This window comes from Mucilaginibacter sp. (assembly GCF_041660805.1).
Classification (GTDB): domain Bacteria; phylum Bacteroidota; class Bacteroidia; order Sphingobacteriales; family Sphingobacteriaceae; genus Mucilaginibacter.
Genome location: NZ_JBAZVP010000017.1, coordinates 1 through 20,989, shown reverse-complemented (window position 1 = coordinate 20,989; position 20,989 = coordinate 1). Strand labels below are relative to the sequence as shown.

Sequence of the window (20,989 nt, the reverse complement as noted above, 5' to 3'; positions counted from 1 at the left end):
TAGTAAATAATTCAATGAACGCAAGCAAACTTTATAAATCCGAAATCGAAAATCCGAATTCTCAAATCAATTCCTATATTTGCCGTATAATTCTCAAGGGGTGCCTTGCTTTGGTCAAATAAAAAACAAACTACAGATTGTTTTTACCAAACTGAAAGACAGGCTGAGATCAAACCCATGATCCCCCGACCCCTAAAGGGGAGCAACAAAACCTTAAAGAAATCTTTAGGGCCTCTGCTCCCCCTTCAGGGGGCCGGGGGGTCTGCACCTGATCCGGGTAATGCCGGCGTAGGGAGAGGTAACAAGTTAAGTGTACTGCCGCTTTACCCTGGCGAACAGATGGTTTAACTAATTTATTGTTTAACACATTTTGAAAAATTTATTTTCGGCGCTCTTCGCCTTGTTGTTGCCGGTATTGGCATCGGCCCAATTTTCTATTAGCGGAAAAATCACTAATCAAGCCGGCGAAACACTGCCCGGTGCAACTATCAGCATTATAAATCCGGCTGTAAACGCCCAAACGGATGTTAACGGTAGTTACCGTATTACAAATGTTAAAGCCGGCAACTACACCTTAAAGGCAAGCTTTATCGGTTATCAAGCCATTACAAAAACTGTTTCTGTTACTGCAGATCAAACCGTTAATTTTTCACTCGGCAATGCCACATTCAGCGCCGAGGAAGTTACTATAACAGCTACCCGTGCGGGTAAAAAAGCGCCAACAGCATTTACCGACCTGAGCAAGAAAGACCTGGAAAAGAACAACTTTGGGCAGGATATGCCCTATTTGTTAAACCAAACCCCATCGGTAGTGATAAACTCTGATGCCGGTGCCGGTGTTGGCTATACAGGTATCCGTATCCGCGGCAGCGATGGCACACGTGTGAATGTAACTGTTAACGGTATCCCTTTAAATGATGCCGAAAGCCAGGGCTCGTTCTTCATCAACCTGCCCGATTTTGCTTCATCTGTTAATAACATACAAGTGCAGCGCGGCGTAGGTACATCAACCAATGGCGCGGGTGCATTTGGTGGCAGTATCAATATCCAAACCGCTACCCGCCGCGATACCGGATATGCAGATATCAATAATACCATAGGCTCATACGGAACTGTAAAGAACACTGTAAGCCTGGGTACAGGTTTGTTAGGCGGTAAATTCAGTGTTGATGGCCGTTTGTCAAGGATCAAATCTGACGGGTATATTGACCGTGCATCGTCTGATCTGAAATCGTTTTTTGTAAGCGGTGCTTACTATGGCAAAAACAGCACGTTAAGGGCCAATATATTTTCGGGTACAGAACGTACCTACCAGGCGTGGAACGGTGTGCCTGATTATGTTATTAGCGACAATTCTATCCCCAATCGCCGTACATACAACGAGTTAGGATTAATGCCCGATGGTACTTATTATAAAGACCAGGTTGATAATTATCAGCAAAACCACTATCAGTTATTGTATGATCAGAAACTATCTGATAAAGTATCCTTTAGCGGTGCCCTGCACTATACCAAAGGCTTTGGCTATTATGAAGAATACAAGACCGGTGCCGATGTAACGGATTATGGTTTAACCCCTGTAGTTATAGGCGGAACAGCCATTACCAATACCGACCTGGTACGCCGCCTTTGGCTGGATAACGATTTTTATGGCGTAACTTATGCCTTAAAATATCAGCCCGAAAGCAATTTGAACTTTACTTTGGGCGGCGCTTATAACCGCTACACGGGCGCGCATTTTAGCAACATCCTTTACACAAAAGAAAGCGCGGGCATTACGCCAAACTATGAGTATTCCCGCGACGATGCCAAAAAGAACGACTTTAACATATTTGGCCGTGGTGAATATAAGGTGGGCGATGTAACCCTGTTTGCCGATCTGCAATATCGCCGCATTTATTATTCTTTTTTAGGGTTCGACAGGAATTTGAACAACGTTCAGCAAAACGCTACGCTAAACTTTTTTAACCCAAAAGCAGGTGTAACTTATGAACTGGATGAAAACAATAATATTTACGCGTCATTCGCGGTAGGTAACCATGAGCCCAACCGTAATGATTATACCAACTCTACCCCGCAAAGCAGGCCTAAGCCCGAGAACCTAAAAGATTTTGAGGCAGGTTACCGCACCAACGGGCATGTGTTTAAAGGAGGTATTAACGCGTTTTATATGCTTTACAAAAACCAGCTGATATTAACCGGAGCCTTGAACGATGTAGGAGCGGCAACGCGCAGAAATGTTGACGACAGCTATAGGGCCGGTATTGAGTTTGACGGGCGTGTGAAAATATTGCCGCAATTATCATGGGGTGCTACGGCTACTATAAGCACCAATAAGATAAAAAATTACAACCAGTTTTTAACAAACTATGATGATGGAAGCCTGGTAGAACAGCATTTTGATAAAACAACCATTGCTTATTCCCCGTCATTTATTGGCTCGAGCGAAATTAGCTTTACGCCGTTTAAAGGTGGCGAAATAGCCTTTGTGAGCAAATATGTAAGCAGTCAGTTTTTAGATAATACTTCAAACATAAACCCGGCTGGTTATACCATAGCGCCCGAAAACATGAACAAGTATGCAGCTAACCGTAAACTGGATAGTTACTTTGTTAATGATATAAGGCTGCGGTACAACTTTAGCATCCGCTCGGTTAAAAATATTGGTGTAGGCTTGCTTATCAACAATATTTTTAGTGAAGAATATGAGGCAAACGGGGCAACTTATCCCGGCGTAAGTGGTGGTAATATTTACAATTACAACTACTTTTTCCCGCAGGCGCCCCGTAATTTCCTGGCATCGCTTAGTTTAAGCTTTTAATACTTATGCAAAGCTGGATAGACCTGTTCATAGAACAGGTAAAAGCTACTACATGGCTGGAGTGGTTGGCTGTACTGTTAGGCATAGCCGAAGTATTGCTGGCCAAGGCTAATAAAGTATGGCTATATCCAACTGGTATAGCCGCTACTTTAATTTCTATTTACCTGCTGCTTAATGTAGCCTTATATGCCGAATGCATGCTGAGCTGCTATTACGTGGTAATGAGCTTTTACGGCTGGTACCATTGGATAAAGAAACGCAATGAGCCGCCTGTAAAAGTATCCTACGCCAACCGGCAGGAGTGGATAGTTACCCTGCTAATCGTTTTTGTTGGCTGGGGTGTACTTTACCTGCTGCTTATCAATTTTACAAAATCAACCGTGCCTGTTTGGGATGCCTGGGTATCATCAACCGCGTGGGCCGGTATGTGGTTACTGGCAAGGCGTAAAATAGAAAACTGGATATTGCTTAATGTAAGCAACCTGTTTGCCATACCCTTGCTTTATCATAAAAACCTGGCCTTATTTGCCTTACTCACGCTGTTCTTATTCGTGGTGGCCATATTTGGCTACCTGGAGTGGCGAAAGATCATTAGGGCAGAACAGCTGGCTATTAACCTTAATTTAAATGGAACAGATAGAACACCCATCTGCACTGATGCAAGCCCATTGGGTTGAAGTTATACGCAATTACGCGGCCGAAGCGGAGCAATTGGGTAGGCTGCACCCGGCACAACTGCAGTTAATATATGACCGGCAATGGTTTAATTTGCTGGCACCCGCTGTTTATGGCGGGTTACAATCCTCGTTGCCACAACTGGTAAAAACAGAAGAGGCCCTAAGCTGGGCAGATGGCAGCCTGGGCTGGGTGGTTACCTTGTGTTGCGGCGCAGGCTGGTTTGGCGGTTTCCTGGATCCCGGGATTGCCAAACAAATTTACAGCGACCCCAAAGCTTGTTTTGCAGGCAGCGGCGCGGTTACCGGTACAGCTACAATTACAAATGGCGGGTACATTATAAATGGTAGTTGGAAATATGCCAGCGGTGTGCATCATGCTACACATATTACAGTTAACTGCAATATTATGAACGACGATGAAGCTGTGCTAAACGCAGACGGCACCCAGCTGATCCTCCCGTTTGTGTTGGATAGAGGAGATGTAAAGCTCCTGGCCGGCTGGAAATATATTGGCATGATAGCAACAGGCAGCGATGCGTATGAAGTTAACGGATTATATGTTGATAAAAGCCGCTGCTTTAAAATTGACGCGACAGCCGCCGTTATTGATGCGCCATTATACCGTTATCCTTTTTTACAACTGGCCGAGGCTACACTGGCTGCAAACCTATCGGGTATGGCGGTGCATTTTACAGATCTATGTGTGCCTGCGTTTAAAAATAAAGCGGCAAATATTCGCCGGGTAAATGCAGCGAATGTTGAAGTAATGAATGAAGCATTATCACAGGCCACAGAGTTGCTTAACCAGGCACGCGCAATATTTTTTGAAGCTGTTGAAGCATCCTGGAACGATCCGGAAAATACAGCGTTGTTAAAATCGGTGAGTTATACCAGCAGGATATTGGCAAAAATAGCACGTGAATGTGTTGATGAGCTATACCCTTATTGTGGCTTAACGGCAGCATCGCCGGATACGGAGATAAACCGGGTTTGGAGAGACTTGCATACTGCCGGCCAGCATGCTTTGCTTACCTTTATAGATAATTGAGCTTTTAGTAGCACATTTATAACATAAATATCACATTGTAATTTAATTGCAATTGTGATATTTGCCGTATTAAAATCTATCCGAATGAAGATCAGACTCCTGTTTACGTTAACTTTTGCAACCGCTGTATTTAACTTATCAGCCCAAACTAAAAAAACAACTACTACTGCAGCTACTGCGTTACCAAGGCCAAAATTAATGGTAGGTATAGTGGTTGACCAAATGCGCTGGGATTACCTGTACCGCTATTATGACCGCTACCAAACCGGTGGCTTTAAACGCATGCTGAACGAGGGCTTTACCTGCGAAAATACACTGATCCCTTACATTCCAACTGTTACAGCAGCCGGGCACACTTGTGTGTATACAGGGTCGGTACCCGCTATACATGGTATTGCCGGTAATGATTTTACGATACAGGCAACAGGTAAATCAATGTACTGTACTGATGATAGCACTGTTGTAGCTGTAGGGAGCACATCTGCCGCAGGCAAAATGTCGCCACGTAATTTATTAGCCAGTACGGTTACTGATGAGTTAAGGCTGGCAACTAATTTCCGCTCAAAGGTTATTGGTATAGCATTAAAAGACAGGGGTGGTATTTTACCCGCGGGCCATACTGCTAACGCGGCTTATTGGTTTGATGATGCCAACGGCGCCTGGATAACCAGTACTTATTATATGACAGACCTGCCTGCCTGGGTAAAAACCTTTAATGCCGGTAAACCTGCAGAAAAATATCTGAAACAGGATTGGAACACGCTGTATCCTATAAATACCTATGTACAAAGCTCACCGGATAACAGCCCTAAATATGAAGGCAAGTTTGCCGGTACAGAAGCGCCAACCTTTCCGATAAAAACATCTGAACTATATAAAGGGAAGATGGGCATGATCCGCAGCACACCATTCGGGAACAGTATGACGCTTGATTTGGCAAGGGCCGCGGTTGAAAGCGAAGCATTAGGCAAAGGCCCGGTTACCGACTTTTTAGCGGTGAGCCTTTCATCTACAGATTATGTTGGCCACCAGTTTGGTCCAAATTCTGTTGAGGCAGAAGATACTTACCTGCGCCTGGATAAAGACCTTGCAGCTTTTTTTACTTATTTAGATGCTAAAGTAGGCAAAGGTAATTACACCGTATTTTTAACCGCCGACCATGGTGCAGCACATAATCCTAATTTCCTGCTTGATCATAACATCCCTGCAGGTATGTGGAATGAAACGCCTACCCGTGCCGGTTTAAATAAATTACTGGAAGATAAATACAAGGTGAAGAATCTGGTGCTTAACTTTAATAATTACCAGGTTAGCTTTAACAATGCAGCTATCGCTAAAGAAAATATCAGCAATGAAGCATTAAAACAAGATTGTATCAACTACCTGAAAAAACAACCGGAAATTGCATTTGCCGTTGATATGCAAAACATACAATCGGCTACTATTCCTGATGACCTGCGCGCACGGATCCAAAATGGCTACAACGCTGAGCGCAGCGGAGCCATCCAGATCATACTAAAACCAGGCTTTTATTCAGGTCATGGTGCTACAGGTACAACACATGGTACCTGGAACCCTTATGATGCGCATATCCCATTGGTATTTATGGGATGGGGCATTAAGCATGGCAGCCTTGTCCGCGAAACCTACATGACAGATATTGCAGCAACCGTAGCAGCACTATTACACATACAAGCGCCAAACGGCAATGTAGGCCATCCAATTGGCGAAGTATTGAAATAGCGTTTAATTAAATTACCATAAAGGGCACAAAGATTGAGTGACGATCTTTGTGCCCTTTGTTTTTTCCTTTTGTACCCTCTGTGGTTAAACAAGTATCACTATGAAAAAATACATCTCCAAGTTCCATTACCTTACACAGGATTTGCCCAATCGCAGCCATGTTGAACAAGTGCAGATAGCTTGTGAGGCTGGCGCTAACTGGATCCAGTACCGCTGCATGAGTAAAGGTGATGATGAGCTGATACCGGAAATTCATCAGATAGCTTCCATTTGTGATGATTGGGGAGCAACGCTTATTCTTACCAACCATTACCATTTACTGGACAAGGTAGATGCACAAGGTGTACATATAGAAGATTTTGATGCGGATTTTGCCGCCATCCGTGAAATAATTACCGACGAAAAAACTTTAGGCGCATCTGCCACAAACATCGAAGCGCTGTTAAAAATACAGCACTCGGGGGTGGTTGATTATTGCGGTTATGGGCCTTTTGCCCATACTGATACCAAACCTAATGACAAACCACTGCTGGGTTATGAAGGTTACCGGGTTTTAGAAAGGCAACCGATAGAGATCCCTGTAATTGCCGTTGGCGGCATCCAGTTAAAAGATGTTGAACCTTTAATGAAAACAGGCATTTATGGCATAGCCGTATCTTCAGCTGTTAACCTGTCGCTTGACCCAAAAGGGATGGTAAAAGAAATTTACAGAAGGGTTTATTAATTATAAAATTTGTCATCCTGAACGATAGAAGGAACTATTTCGCCGATCAGTAAGCGGGTCTGTGTCATGGTGAGCTTGTCGAACCATTAGCGTACCATGCCTTTACGCACGTCCTTCGAAAATCAGGATTACCCCGGCATAGGTCATTTATCCTTCAGATTCCTTTCGGAGTTATTCCACAGAATGGTAATTGAACCTTAAAACATAGGGTGCTTATTGGCTGATTTCTCCGGTACTTCCTGTGCTACATCCCAGTGTTCAGCTATTTTGCCGTTCTCTATCCGGAAGATATCTATCACGGAATTTGTTTTACCACCCATTTTGCTTTTAGTATGGATATAAACCAGGTCGCCATCGGCGCTTAGGTGTTGTATATCGATCTTTGTTTTTGGCGCACCTTTAAACCATACGGTTGCACCCTGCCTTAAAGCTTCCCTGCCATCGGGCAAACCAGGGTTGTGTTGAATGTAATCTGGGGCCAGGTATTCATCAAGCGCGGCAATATTTTTATCGCCAAAAAATTCCTGGTAAAATTCAGCTACCATTTTTTTATTCAGGGAAAGCACGGTGGCTTGTTTGCTTAATGAATCGGCAATTGCCAGTTTGGCTTTTGTATCGCTGCTAACGCATGATGCCATTGCAAATAACATTACGCCCAATATGAATAAGGCACATCTGATGTTTTTCATGTTTGAATATAGATTTACCAAGTTACCAATATAAAATTACGATTTATACGTTGCATAAACGTGCTCGTCTAATATCTCGTTGTTTTTAATTATCGAGCCCTTTAATACCCCCTGTTTAATATAGCCGGCTTTTTCAAGTACCCGCATTGATTTTGGGTTCTTACTCAGTATAGCCGCCTGTATGCAAATAATATCCAGGTTGTTAAAGCCATAAGCTGTTATCAGTTTAACAGCTTCGGGAATAATGCCACGGCCCCAGTACTGCTCACTCAGCCAATACCCTATCAGCGGCGTTTTACGATAAACATCAGCCCTGAAATCCAACCCGATAACACCCGCAACCTCGCCATTAACTTCTATCGCGAAGTTGGTAACCGGTTCTTCATTTATTTTCATGGCTATAAAAGTTTCCGCATCCTGTAAAGTATATGGCGATGGGAACCTGTCCAGCAGGCAGGCAGATACATTTACATTGTCCGCGTGTTTCTGCAGCGATGGCGCATCTTCTGTCCGCCATTTGCGTAATGTAAATCCGGTGCCTTTTATTTCCATTTGTAACAATCCAATCGTTAAAAATAGTAATATTACTTAAACTGTTAAATTGCACCAGCTATTAGCCTTTTTCTTTGATCAATTTTATATGAAAAAACTTTTTACCCTATTATTACTGTTTGTATTTGCAGGTGCATCGGCTCAAAAACTGGGGGTGCTAACCGTTGAAAAAATAATGCGCGACCCTAAATGGATGGGTGTTTCGCCGTCAAACATCCGTTGGAGCAACGACAGCAAGAAGATCTATTTTAACTGGAACCCTGATAAAGCCGAACGTGATGAACTGTACAGCATCACAACCGCGGATACCAGGCCACAAAAGGTAAGCCTTGCCGACAGGAAAGCATTAACGCCCGAAAGCGGCAAGCTGAATAAGAAAGGTACACTAAAAACCTTTGAAAAAAACGGCGATATATATCTGTTAGAAATAAAAACAAACAAGGTAACCCAGCTTACCAACACCAGCGGCCAGGAAATCAACCCCACCTTTAGCGGCGACGAAAGCAGCATTATCTTCACAAATGACAATAACCTGTTCGCTTTTAAATTAGGCAAAGGCGAGCTGGTACAGCTCACCAGCTTTATAAGATCTGGCGCAGCTTCGGGGGCTCCTGTGGCAGGGGGCGGTTCTGGCGGTGGGCGCAGAGGCGCCGCTGCCGGCAGTGCGCAGGCAGGCAACGAGCAGGAACGCTGGCTAAAGAAACAGCAAATGGAACTGTTTGATATTATTAAGGTTAACGATAAAGACAGAAAGCTGGATTCGGCAGAGCGCAAAATGATGCAGGCCGACAAGCTGAAAGAAATAAACATTGGCGACAAAAGGTTAGGCAGTACACAGCTTAGTCCGGATGGCAGGTACGTTACTTACCGTTTAACCCAGGCTGCCGAGGGTGCAAAAAACACCATTGTGCCAAATTATGTAACCTCATCGGGCTATACCGAAGATATCCAGAACCGTACTAAGGTGGGCAGCCCGCAATCTACTTCTGTTAGTTATATTTTTGATAAGCAGCGCGATACCGTTTATAGCATAATTACAAAAGACATCCCCGGCATAAAAGACCTGCCCGATTATGTAAAGGATTATCCAAAGCAACTGGAAGACCGCAAAAAAGCAAATGCCGACCGTAAGGTTGATATCAGCACTACCTTTTGGAGCGAGGATGGCAAGAACGCGGTAGTAGTTGTGGAATCACAAGATAATAAGGACCGCTGGATAATGAAGCTTGACCCGGCAACCGGTAAGCTATCATTGCTTGACCGCCAGCGCGATGAGGCCTGGATAGGAGGCCCCGGCACAAGCAGTTTTGCAAGCGGGAGTTTAGGCTATACGGATAACGCCCACTTTTATTACCAAAGCGAAGCCAGCGGCTATTCGCATCTATATTTGGTTGATGTAGTAAGCGGCGCAAAAAAGCAGCTCACCTCGGGTAAATGGGAGGTGCAAACGCTGCGCCTGTCAAACGATAAAAAAACGTTTTACTTTACCGCTAATATAGAGCATCCGGGAGTTACCCATTTTTACCGTATCCCGGTGAGTGGTGGTACGCCGGTTAAATTAACCACTATGAAAGGGGGTAACGAAATAGATCTTTCGCCGGATGAAAAATGGCTGGCCATCCGTTATTCCTACTCCAACAAGCCATGGGAACTGTACCTGCAACCCAATACACCGGGCGCTAAAGCGGTACAGGTAACCAATTCGGTAAGCGAAGAATTTAAATCATACCCATGGAGGGCACCAGAGGTTATCAGCTTTAAAAATCGTAACGGCAAAGATATTTATGCACGTTTATACCTGCCTAAAAACCCCGATCCGGCAAAACCAGCCGTGGTATTTGTACATGGCGCGGGCTACCTGCAAAACGTACACTTTTGGTGGAGCAGCTATTTCCGCGAGTATATGTTTAATAATATGCTGGTTGATAATGGCTACACCGTGCTGGATATTGATTACACGGGCAGCGCAGGCTATGGCCGCGATATCCGTACCGGCATTTACCGCCACATGGGCGGTGCCGACCTAACCGACCAGGTAGACGGCGTGAAGCTACTGGTTGAAAAATATGGTGTAAACCCTAAGCATGTAGGTTTATATGGCGGCTCGTACGGTGGGTTCATTACCCTGATGGCGCTGTTTACCCAGCCGGATGTTTTTGCTGCCGGTGCCGGACTGCGTTCGGTAACAGATTGGGCGCATTATAACCACGGATATACAGCTAACATATTAAATGAGCCCTTTAATGACGAAAAAGCGTACCGCCAAAGCTCACCTATTTATTTTGCCGACGGCTTAAAAGGTCACTTACTAATGGCACATGGCATGGTAGATCAGAATGTGAATTTCCAGGATATAGTGAGGCTAACGCAACGGTTGATAGAATTACATAAAGATAACTGGGAACTGGCGCCTTACCCGGTAGAAGATCATGGCTTTGTACAACCCAGCAGTTGGACGGATGAGTATAGCCGTATATATAAACTGTTCGAAGACACGTTAAAATAGCCTCACCCCAGCCCTCTCCAAAGGAGAGGGGGCAATAAAAAGTGCAGTCGCTCGGCTCCAGCCGAGTGGCCATTATTATAAGGCCTCCGGCCGCAGCAATAGAGGGGTCAACTAATGAATAACAAAATGAAAAAAGTATTCTACTTCGTTTTTCTCCTTTCTTTTGCCTGCACACCGGCAAAGCACCCTGCAGCGGTAAAGATCCGTTTAATCAATAACAAGCAATCTGTTGAATTTAGAGGATTGGATTACGCGGTAATGCGGGAGATAGGTCGCGACTCATCGGTACAGGAATGGCAAAGCCTTATCCCGGTTTACCGGATGCCACAGGATACAGATATGAAGAACTACCAGCCCGAGCAACCGGGCAGATATGAGCTTAAAGACAGCGCGGTGGTTTTTACGCCGGATACGCCTTTTATAGCCGGGCAGGTTTACTTTGTACGCAATTACCGCCTGGGCGAGGGCTCAACCCTGGCAGATTATATAAAAGGGCGTACGCAACCCGGCAGAACCCGTTTTACTGATTTGATTTTTAAGCAATAAGCATTTGGAATAAAAAAAATTCGTATATTTGCATTTGAATTTAAAAGAGGGGGCGATTTGTCCCCTCTTTTATTTTATCAATCAAATTATCATCCGTCCTGTTAGCTATCAGGATAAAAGGAAAAACACACGATAATGAATATTGAAAAAAGAGTAACAGAACTGGTAGAAGAGAAAATTGCCGATATGCCTCATCTGTTTTTGGTGGACGTTAAAATGCACCCGAACGGTAAGCTTATAGTATTGGTTGATGGGGATAACGGGATAGGTATTGCAGATTGCGCGGCCATAAGCAGGCACGTAGGTTTTCATCTCGAAGAAGAGAACGTAATTGAAGAGGCCTACAACCTGGAAGTTTCATCGCCGGGCATTGATACACCGCTGGTGTTGAAAAGACAATATGCTAAAAACATAGGCAGAACGTTAGCTATTAAAATGGATGACGGCACAAAAAAAGAAGGCGAACTATTAACAGCAGGTGATGATTTTATAATCATTGCAGAAACAATAAAAGAAAAAGGGAAAAAGGCTGAAACTGTTGAAAGCACTATCCCTACAGATAAAATAACAGAAACAAAAGTTTTAATATCATTCAAGTAGAAGATGAGCAATATTAATTTAATTGATTCTTTTCAGGAATTTAAAGATTTCAAGAACATTGACCGCCCAACCATGATGAGCGTTCTGGAAGACGTTTTCAGAAGCATGATCAGGAAAAAGTATGGTACCGATGAAAACTGCGACGTAATTGTTAACACAGACAATGGTGACTTAGAAATTTGGCGCACACGTGTTGTAGTTGAAGATGGCTTTAGTGAAGATGACGACCTGGAGGTTGAACTGGCCGAGGCAAAAACGATTGACCCTGATCTGGAAATTGGTGATGAGCAAATTGAGCAGATCACGTTAGAGAGCTTTGGCCGCCGCGCTATTTTAGCAGCCCGCCAAACCCTGGTATCTAAAATTTTAGAACTGGAGAAAGACGAGATCTTCAAAAAATATAAAGACCGCGTTGGTGAAATTGTTACCGGTGAAGTTTACCAGGTTTGGAAAAAAGAAACCTTAATATTAGATGATGAAGGCAACGAGCTTTTATTACCTAAAACGGAGCAGATCCCGGCAGATTACTTTAAGAAAGGTGACAGTGTAAGAGCTATCATCAGTAAGGTAGATATGCTGAACAGCAACCCTAAGATCATTATTTCGCGTACCGCGCCTGAGTTTTTACAGCGTTTATTTGAAATGGAAGTCCCTGAAATTTTTGACGGGCTGATAACCATTAAGAAAATTGTTCGTGAGCCGGGCGAAAGGGCAAAAGTAGCGGTTGAATCTTATGATGACCGTATTGACCCGGTTGGTGCCTGCGTAGGTATGAAAGGTTCACGTATCCACGGTATTGTTCGCGAATTGAAGAATGAGAACATTGATGTAATTAACTTTACCAATAATATACAGCTGTACATTCAGCGTGCATTATCTCCGGCTAAAATAACATCTATTAAGCTGGATGATGAGAAAAAGACCGCTGCAGTGTATTTAAAGCCCGATCAGGTGTCATTAGCTATTGGCCGTGGCGGTCATAATATTAAACTGGCGGGTAAACTAACAGGGTATGAAATTGATGTTTACCGTGAGGCTGATGAGCATGATGAGGATGTGGATATCGAAGAATTCTCAGATGAGATTGATAGCTGGATCTTAGACGAATTTAAACGTATTGGGTTAGATACTGCAAAGTCAGTATTGGCACTTTCCGTTGGTGAATTAGTTAAACGTACCGATTTAGAAGAGGAAACGGTAAAAGATGTTCTATCAATTCTGCAGGCAGAGTTTGAATAAACAGAATAACAAGAATAAAAATCGTATTTTTGCGATAATTAGCAGAGAAAATTTAATAAATGTCAGAAGACAAATCCATAAAATTAATAAAAGCAGTAAAAGAACTGAACATTGGTATGGGTACCATTGTCGATTTTTTAGCTACCAAAGGTTACAAGGTTGATAAACAGCCTATGGCCAAGCTGGATAACGATATGTACACAACCCTGTTAAAGGAATTTGCTGTAGATAAAATTATTAAGGAGGAGGCCAAGCAGATCAGTATTGGTAAGATCAGGAAAGAGGAACCCGGACAGGCTCCTGAAAAACCGATCGAGAACAGGCGTTCAAGAGATTTCGAGAACGAAGAGATATTGATCAAAAATACCGGCCATTTTACTTCAGCCCCGGCTGATAAGCCTAAACCGGCCGAGCCGGTACAACCTAAAACTGACGACCGCAGTGATGCGTTACCAGGTGTAAAGGTAATTGGTAAAATAGACCTTAATAATTTAAACGCAAAACCTCCGGTTGCCGAGAAACCTGTTGAAGCACCAAAAGCACCGGAACCTGTTGCAGAAAAACCTGCACCGGTACCAGCGCCTGAGCCGGTTGTTGAAGCACCAAAAGCACCGGAACCTGTTGCAGAAAAACCTGCACCGGTACCAGCGCCTGAGCCGGTTGTTGAAGCACCAAAAGCACCGGAGCCGGTAGCAGAAAAACCTGCACCAGTTGTAACCGAAACACCGGCAGCACCTGTAGCTGAAACTCCTGCTGCTCCGGCAGAGGGAGAACCTGACGATGTTATCCGTGCAAGCGCAGAGCGTTTGAGCGGCCCTAAGATCATTGGTAAAATACAGTTGCCGGTTAACGCGCCTAAGCGTAACCCTATAGCTTCGTCATCAAACGCGGCAAGTAACGCGGCCGATCACAAGCGCAAGCGTAAACGTAAAGACCAGCAAGGTGGTGGCGGACAAGGTCAGGGCCAGGGTGGCGGTAGTAATACCGGCCAGCAGCAGGCCCCTCCAAGCGGCATTATTAACCCTAACCGTCCCGATTTCAGGAACAGACCGGCGGCAGGCCCTCCGGGAGGTGGTGGTAACAGACCAGACTTCAGAGGAGGCAGAAATGCACCGGCAGGCGGCCCTAAGGAAGAACCTTCAGAAAAAGATATACAAGACCAGATCAAGGCTACACTTGCACGCTTAAGCGGCGCGGGTAAATCGGGCAAGTTTGCACAGCGTGCTAAATTCCGTCGTCAAAAACGTGATGATGTAGCTGCAACTGCCGAAGAACTGGCAATGGAGCAGGACGCGCAATCCAAAGTATTAAAGGTTACCGAGTTTGTTACGGCAAACGAGCTGGCATTAATGATGGATGTGTCAGTTACCCAAATTATCTCAACTTGTATGAGCCTGGGTATGTTCGTGTCTATTAACCAGCGTTTGGATGCCGAAACCCTAAGCATTGTTGCTGATGAGTTTGGCTACCAGGTTGAGTTTGTAAAACCACAGGACGAAGAGGCTAACCTTGACCAGGAAGATACCCCGGAAGATCTGGTACCGCGCGCCCCAATTGTGACCATAATGGGCCACGTTGACCACGGTAAAACATCATTACTGGATTTTATTCGCAAAACAAACGTAATTGGCGGTGAAGCGGGTGGTATAACCCAGCACATTGGCGCTTACGAGGTTACTTTACCAGATGATAAAGGAAAAATAACATTCCTGGATACACCGGGCCACGAGGCGTTTACCGCCATGCGTGCAAGGGGTGCACAGGTAACAGATATAGTAATTATAGTAATTGCCGCTGATGATAGCGTGATGCCACAAACCCGCGAGGCCATAAACCACGCGCAGGCTGCAGGTGCACCAATCATCTTCGCTTTCAATAAAATTGACAGGCCGGGTGCAAACGCCGATAAGGTACGTGAGCAACTATCTGCCATGAATATTTTAGTTGAAGAGTGGGGTGGTAAATACCAAACGCAAGAAATATCTGCAAAAACAGGTTTAAATATCGATCTGTTATTGGAAAAAGTATTGCTTGAAGCTGAATTACTTGAACTGAAAGCTAACCCTAACAAACGTGCCGTAGGTACGGTAATTGAAGCTGCACTGGATAAAGGCCGTGGTATTGTTACCACCATTTTAGTACAGGCAGGCCGCTTAAAAGTGGGTGATCCAATTTTAGCGGGTTGCTACAGCGGTCGTGTTAAGGCATTGACCAATGAGCGTGGCCAAAGGGTTGAATCTGCGGGACCATCAACACCGGTACAGGTGTTAGGTATGCAGGGCGCACCTACAGCGGGCGATAAGTTCAATGCTTTAGATAGTGAAGTTGAAGCACGTGAAATTGCAAACAAACGTTTACAATTACAACGCGAACAAGGCTTACGTACACAGAAACACATTACACTTGATGAAATTGGCCGCCGTTTGGCAGTTGGTAACTTTAAGGAACTTAACATTATTGTTAAGGGTGACGTGGATGGTTCTATCGAGGCATTGTCAGATTCATTACTGAAATTATCTACCGAGCAGATACAGGTTAACATCATATCAAAAGCAGTTGGTCAGATCTCTGAATCTGATGTATTGCTGGCTTCTGCATCTGATGCCATCATCATCGGTTTCCAGGTACGTCCTTCGGGAGGTGCGCGTAAACTGGCTGAGGCTGAGCAGATAGATATCAGGCTTTACTCTATCATTTATGACGCCATAAATGAAATTAAAGCGGCTATGGAAGGCATGCTTGCACCAACCTTTGAAGAGAAGATTGTGGCTAACGTAGAAATACGCGAAACTTTCAAAATTAGCAAAGTTGGTACCATTGCAGGTTGTATGGTGTTAGACGGTAAAATAACCCGTAACAGTAAGATCCGTATCATACGTGATGGTGTGGTAGTTCACACAGGTGAACTGGCTTCATTGAAACGCTTTAAAGATGACGTGAAAGAAGTTGCAACCGGTTACGAGTGCGGTCTGAACATCCAAAACTACAATAACATTGAAGTTGGCGACATTGTTGAAGCCTACGAAAATGTAGAAGTAAAACGTAAACTGACTTAAGGTTTAGTTTATTAAATAATTTGAAAGGACGGTTTTATAACCGTCCTTTTTTGTTTATGTCCTAACCTCATTTTGTCATCCTGAAGAACGCAGGACATGCGTAAAACCCAGCCCGCTATGGTTCGACAAGCTCACCATGACCCCGCTTTATAAAAACCACCATGTCATTGCGAGGAGCGTAGCGACGTGGCAATCTCGTAGGACGTGCGGCGAACATTCACTGGCGACGGGATTGCCACGGCACGCTAACACGCATTCCCATCCGGTGCCTCGCAAAGACATATCTCTATAGGTTGTCCTAAAAAAAGAAAGATCTATTGGTAAGGATATATACCAGCGAACAGATGCTTGTCCCGTTCATGACATAATAAACTTTACAACATTAACCTAAAGCCCCTTTTTTCTAACGATTCCTGTTTTGCGGGGGCGTGGTGTAATCGTTTCTTCCGAGGCATCGGGGCTGTAGCGGCGGGCCATTTTGGCGATGCGTTCTTCCATCGTTTCGGTGGTTAAGCGTTCGCGGCCCAGGCTGTCAACCATAATAGGGAAAGCGAAAGGAGTTGGCTGCTCTATGGTTTTAAGAATGATGCTTTGACCGGCAATGCGTTGTAAAGCTGCACGTAAGCGAAACTCTTCTAACTGAAAAGCTAACGCCTCATTATATGCCTGCCGTACCAGTAAATTATCCGGCTCATATTCATTAAATACTTCAAATAGTAATGATGTTGATGCCTGTAAGTGCTTGTTCTTTATCTGTTGCCCGGGATAACCGGTAAACACCAGTCCGCCTATGTGGGCAATGTCCCTGAACCTGCGACGGGCCATTTCATTAGCGTTAAGGCTATGCTGAATATCATCTATCAGGTTATCAATAGAGAAAAAAGCGGCATCCTCCAAAGCTTGCTCAATAGGAATATCCTCATCGGTCAATAACTCAAAACCGTAATCATTCATGGCGATAGAGAAGCTGACTGGCTTTATTTTAGAGATGCGATATGCCAATAGCGATGCCATCCCCTCATGCACCAGCCTCCCTTCAAATGGATAGAATAACAAGTGATGCCCCTCACGCGATTTAAAAGATTCTATCAAAAACTCATGGCTCTGAGGCAGGTGCGAAAGTTCGGCCTGCAAATCAAATAAAGGTTTTAAAGCTATAACTTCTTCATCCGTTTCAATGCCATGAGCTACTTCATCAAGTTTATCTCTAAAAACTGCCGATAGTTGTGATGAAAGCGGCATCCGTCCGCCGTTCCAGCTTGGTATTAATCCCTTGGTGCTTTTGGATTTCTTGACATATGCTGTCATTTCTTTTACCTTGATAAACTCCAAACTACGGCCGGCAAACCAAAAGGTATTACCAGGTTTTAGCTTGGCTATAAAGCTTTCTTCCAGTGTGCCTAAGCTACCGCCGCTAAGCCATTTTACCCTTATGCTGAGCTCGCTGGTTATAGTGCCAATACTTAAGCGATGGCGCATGGCTACACGCCTGTTGTTTACCTTAAACAGGCCGTTCTCTACTTCTACTTTTAAAAATTCATCATACTGGGCCAGCGTTTTGCCGCCGTTGGTAATAAAATCAAGCAGCTGGTTAAATTCATCGCGCCGCAAGTCAGCAAAGGCAAAGGTTGATTTTACTTCTTTAAACAATTCATCAGCTCTAAAGCCGTCTGATACCGCCAGCGTAACCATAAACTGTATCAGCACATCCATAGTAAGCAGCATAGGGTCGCGACTTTCAAATACACCTTGTTTAATGGCTTGCTTTAATGCCGCGCCCTCCAATAATTCAAGCGAGTGGGTGGGCACATAATACGCTTTTGATATAGCCCCCGGATGGTGACCGCTTCTGCCTGCGCGCTGCATAAAACGGGCCACGCCCTTGGGGCTGCCCACTTGTACAACGGTATCCACGGGTCTAAAATCAACCCCCAAATCTAAACTGGATGTGCATACTACCACCTTTAATGCTTCAGCATGCAGGGCCTGTTCTACCCAGTTGCGCAATTCGTTATCTAATGATCCGTGGTGCATAGCCATTATACCAGCATACTCAGGATAGTTATCTATAATAGCATGGTACCAGATCTCTGCCTGTGAGCGGGTATTGGTAAATATGAGTGTAGTTTTGCTCTTGCTAACAATCTGCATTACCTGTGGCAACAGCTTTACACCTATATGCCCGGCCCATGAATAATTCTCAATATTTTCAGGAATTATAGATTGGATCACCAGTTTCTTATCAACATTAGCTCTCACCATTTTTATCTGTTCGGGTGGAAAGTTATTCCCTAACAAAACTTCAGCGGCTTGTTCCAAATTGCCAATAGTTGCAGATATACCCCAGATTTTTAGTTGAAGGTTAAAAGTTAAGGGTTGAAAGACTCCTGCATTCGCATCATCTTCGGCTTTAAGCTTTGAACCTAAAACTTTTAACTTACTCAATCCCAACTCCACCTGTACACCTCTTTTTGTACCGAGCAATTCATGCCACTCATCACACACAACAACTTGCAGCCCCTGAAAAACTTTAGGATATTCTTTTTGGGCCAGCATCAAGTGCAGGCTTTCGGGAGTAGTGAGGAGTACTTCGGGCAGTTTCTTTTTCAGCGCGGCCTTTTCTGCTGCAGATGTATCGCCTGTGCGGGTCATAATGCGCCAGGGGATACCCAACTCGTCGCAAACTTCCTGCATGGCTTTACGGATATCGTTAGTTAATGCACGCAGGGGTGTAATCCATAACATCAATAAGCCGTTATTCTTTTGGGTGGTATAGGTGTCTGGATATTTATTAATGTAATCTGCCAAAAAAGGAAGAAAGAGGGCAAAAGTTTTACCGCTCCCGGTAGGCGCATTCAGTAAACCCGAATAGCCAGACAGGTAAACACTCTCCATTTCTTTTTGAAACGGAAACTGTTTCCACCGCTTTTGCTTGTACCATTGCTGTATTACCTGTTGCCCTTTGGTGCTCATTAAATTTGCTAACAATATACCCTGTTTTGGGTTATATGTATCAACTGTAAATAAGATAAATTGTTACAAACATGGATATTTCAAAATATTTAATAATACCCGTAATAGCAGTTTCTTCCCTGCAGTGCAGGCAAAAGCCCAACCCGACGAAAAATATGAGAGCATTGAAATCAACAGATACCGCGCTCATTTTAAAAACCGAAGAGGCTAATCCGTTAAAAGGGAAACCTATTACGGCTAAGCAGCTTATTATCCCCGGTAAAAGTATTGGGCAAACAAATGTGGATGAAAGTATGGAAACTGTTTTTGAACGCTTTGGCCGCCCGGATAGTTCTGCCGCGGCTATGGGCAGTTCGCTGGCCGTTTGGTACGATAACCACAACAAAGCCGGAGATAAAACCAGTGTTTTTGCCCGCCATAATTACAATGGCAATAATGAGGTGTTTCAGCATGTGCGTAAAATACTGGTCACCTCTCCTTATTTCAGAACCGCCGAAGGTATTGGCTGCGGCAGTACGCTTAGCCAAATCCATAAGTACTATACGCTAACAAAAAGCAACAGCTATAAAGAAAAAGGCAAACCTATTGATGTTTATAGCGATGTTGCTAAAGGTATTTCTTTTGAGATTGACCCGGCCTTAGATAAATGTGTGGCCGTATTGGTGCATAAACCCAATGATGAGGGCAGCACCAATATCAATATGCATTAAAACAAGAAAACCCCGGTTTAACCGGGGCTTTCAAATATCTAAACAGTTAAATTATTTGGTAACGTACATTACTTCTTTAACCGCTTTAATAACCCGCTCAGGGTTTGGCAGGTATTCCTGTATTAATGTTGGGGCGTAAGGTAACGGAACATCACCACCCATTATGCGTAGTATAGGAGCATCTAAATAATCAAATGCATCTTTTTGTACTTTAAACGCTATCTCGGTAGCAATTGAACCTAAAGGCCAGCTTTCTTCAATAATTACCAAACGGTTAGTTTTTTTAACAGAGTTGATAACGGTATCATAATCAATAGGGCGTACTGTACGTAAGTCAATTACTTCAGCGTGGATGCCTTCTTTCTCTAACTCGGCTGCAGCAGCGTTAACCACTTTCATGATCTTACCAAAACCTACTAAGGTAACGTCTGATCCTTGTTTTGTTACGTTTGCTTTACCTATTTCAATGTAATAAGTTTCTTCAGGCACTTCACCTTTATCACCATACATTAATTCCGACTCCATAAAAATAACCGGGTCCGGATCAATAATAGCCGATTTTAATAAACCTTTTGCATCATAAGGGTTTGATGGTACTACTACCTTTAAGCCCGGGCAGTTTGCATACCAGTTCTCAAAACATTGGCTGTGCTGCGAGCTTAGCATACCCGCGTTGCCTGTTGGGCCGCGGAATACGATAGGCACAGAAAACTGACCACCGCTCATTGACATTATTTTAGCCGCGCCGTTAATAATTTGGTCAATAGCTACTAACGAGAAGTTAAAGGTCATGAACTCAATAATAGGACGCAGTCCGTTCATTGCCGAACCTATGCCTATGCCGGCAAATCCTAATTCAGAGATCGGCGTATCTATAATACGTTTAGCGCCAAATTCATCAAGCATACCCTGGCTAACTTTGTAAGCACCGTTATATTCGGCAACTTCTTCGCCCATTAAGTATATTTTATCATCCTTGCGCATTTCTTCCTGCATGGCTTCCCTTAGCGCTTCCCTGAATTGTATTTCTCTCATTATATTATTAAAATGAAGTTTTTTTGCGATGGCAAATATAAGCACTAATGTGTAAAATGCAATTGGCTAT

Annotated in this window: 15 protein-coding genes; 11 read left to right on the top strand and 4 right to left on the bottom strand. The window is 44.0% G+C overall.

The window, feature by feature from the left end; translation table 11 throughout:
• Window positions 1-370: 370 nt before the first annotated feature.
• The 5 genes from WC743_RS18530 (at window position 371) to WC743_RS18510 (ending at window position 7,013) form a co-directional block, all read left to right on the top strand.
• The gene (locus WC743_RS18530) at window positions 371-2,821 is read left to right on the top strand and encodes a TonB-dependent receptor (RefSeq protein ID WP_373014338.1); all 2,451 of its coding nucleotides are present in this window, start codon (window positions 371-373) and stop codon (window positions 2,819-2,821) included.
• Window positions 2,822-2,826: 5 nt separating this feature from the next.
• Window positions 2,827-3,498 carry a nicotinamide riboside transporter PnuC gene (gene pnuC, locus WC743_RS18525; RefSeq protein ID WP_373014336.1) on the top strand — a complete coding sequence of 224 codons (672 nt, stop codon included), beginning with the start codon at window positions 2,827-2,829 and terminating at the stop codon, window positions 3,496-3,498.
• The gene (locus WC743_RS18520) at window positions 3,449-4,546 is read left to right on the top strand and encodes an acyl-CoA dehydrogenase (protein ID WP_373014334.1); all 1,098 of its coding nucleotides are present in this window, start codon (window positions 3,449-3,451) and stop codon (window positions 4,544-4,546) included. The genes pnuC and WC743_RS18520 overlap by 50 nt, the downstream gene beginning before the upstream one ends.
• Window positions 4,547-4,630: 84 nt before the next feature.
• A complete protein-coding gene (gene pafA, locus WC743_RS18515; RefSeq protein ID WP_373014333.1) occupies window positions 4,631-6,289 on the top strand; it encodes an alkaline phosphatase PafA in 1,659 nt (552 codons plus the stop codon).
• A 100-nt stretch (window positions 6,290-6,389) separates the two neighbouring features.
• Entirely contained in the window at window positions 6,390-7,013 is a 624-nt protein-coding gene (locus WC743_RS18510; protein WP_373014331.1) for a thiamine phosphate synthase, read from the top strand.
• A gap of 197 nt (window positions 7,014-7,210) precedes the next feature.
• On the opposite strand, the gene WC743_RS18505 is transcribed toward WC743_RS18510, so the two are convergent.
• Together WC743_RS18505 and WC743_RS18500 are read right to left on the bottom strand one after the other, a co-directional pair.
• On the bottom strand, window positions 7,211-7,702 hold the full coding sequence (locus WC743_RS18505; RefSeq protein WP_373014329.1) for an ester cyclase: 492 nt from the start codon (window positions 7,700-7,702) through the stop codon (window positions 7,211-7,213).
• A gap of 36 nt (window positions 7,703-7,738) precedes the next feature.
• Window positions 7,739-8,254, bottom strand: coding sequence for a GNAT family N-acetyltransferase (locus WC743_RS18500; protein WP_373014327.1), 516 nt, complete (start codon window positions 8,252-8,254; stop codon window positions 7,739-7,741).
• An 88-nt stretch (window positions 8,255-8,342) separates the two neighbouring features.
• On the opposite strand from WC743_RS18500, the gene WC743_RS18495 reads away from it, so the two are divergent.
• From WC743_RS18495 to infB, 5 genes are all read left to right on the top strand, one after another.
• Window positions 8,343-10,760 carry a prolyl oligopeptidase family serine peptidase gene (locus WC743_RS18495; protein ID WP_373014326.1) on the top strand — a complete coding sequence of 806 codons (2,418 nt, stop codon included), beginning with the start codon at window positions 8,343-8,345 and terminating at the stop codon, window positions 10,758-10,760.
• 126 nt (window positions 10,761-10,886) lie between these two features.
• Window positions 10,887-11,306, top strand: a complete 420-nt coding sequence (locus WC743_RS18490; RefSeq protein WP_373014324.1) for a hypothetical protein — start codon at window positions 10,887-10,889, stop codon at window positions 11,304-11,306.
• A gap of 135 nt (window positions 11,307-11,441) precedes the next feature.
• A complete protein-coding gene (rimP, locus tag WC743_RS18485; RefSeq protein WP_373014322.1) occupies window positions 11,442-11,906 on the top strand; it encodes a ribosome assembly cofactor RimP in 465 nt (154 codons plus the stop codon).
• A 3-nt stretch (window positions 11,907-11,909) separates the two neighbouring features.
• Window positions 11,910-13,145 (top strand): transcription termination factor NusA, encoded by a 1,236-nt coding sequence (gene nusA / locus WC743_RS18480; RefSeq protein ID WP_373014320.1) that lies wholly within the window; start codon window positions 11,910-11,912, stop codon window positions 13,143-13,145.
• Between the two features lie 59 nt (window positions 13,146-13,204).
• Window positions 13,205-16,201, top strand: a complete 2,997-nt coding sequence (gene infB / locus WC743_RS18475; protein ID WP_373014319.1) for a translation initiation factor IF-2 — start codon at window positions 13,205-13,207, stop codon at window positions 16,199-16,201.
• A gap of 387 nt (window positions 16,202-16,588) precedes the next feature.
• Here the strand turns inward: infB and WC743_RS18470 are convergent, their stop codons facing one another.
• Window positions 16,589-19,174, bottom strand: coding sequence for a ligase-associated DNA damage response DEXH box helicase (locus tag WC743_RS18470; protein WP_373014500.1), 2,586 nt, complete (start codon window positions 19,172-19,174; stop codon window positions 16,589-16,591).
• Window positions 19,175-19,329: 155 nt separating this feature from the next.
• On the opposite strand from WC743_RS18470, the gene WC743_RS18465 reads away from it, so the two are divergent.
• Complete coding sequence (locus WC743_RS18465) at window positions 19,330-19,884, top strand: hypothetical protein (protein WP_373014317.1); 555 nt, start codon at window positions 19,330-19,332, stop codon at window positions 19,882-19,884.
• A gap of 51 nt (window positions 19,885-19,935) precedes the next feature.
• Here WC743_RS18465 and WC743_RS18460 read toward each other — a convergent pair whose 3' ends face one another.
• Window positions 19,936-20,919, bottom strand: a complete 984-nt coding sequence (locus WC743_RS18460; RefSeq protein ID WP_373014316.1) for a pyruvate dehydrogenase complex E1 component subunit beta — start codon at window positions 20,917-20,919, stop codon at window positions 19,936-19,938.
• Window positions 20,920-20,989: the final 70 nt, after the last annotated feature.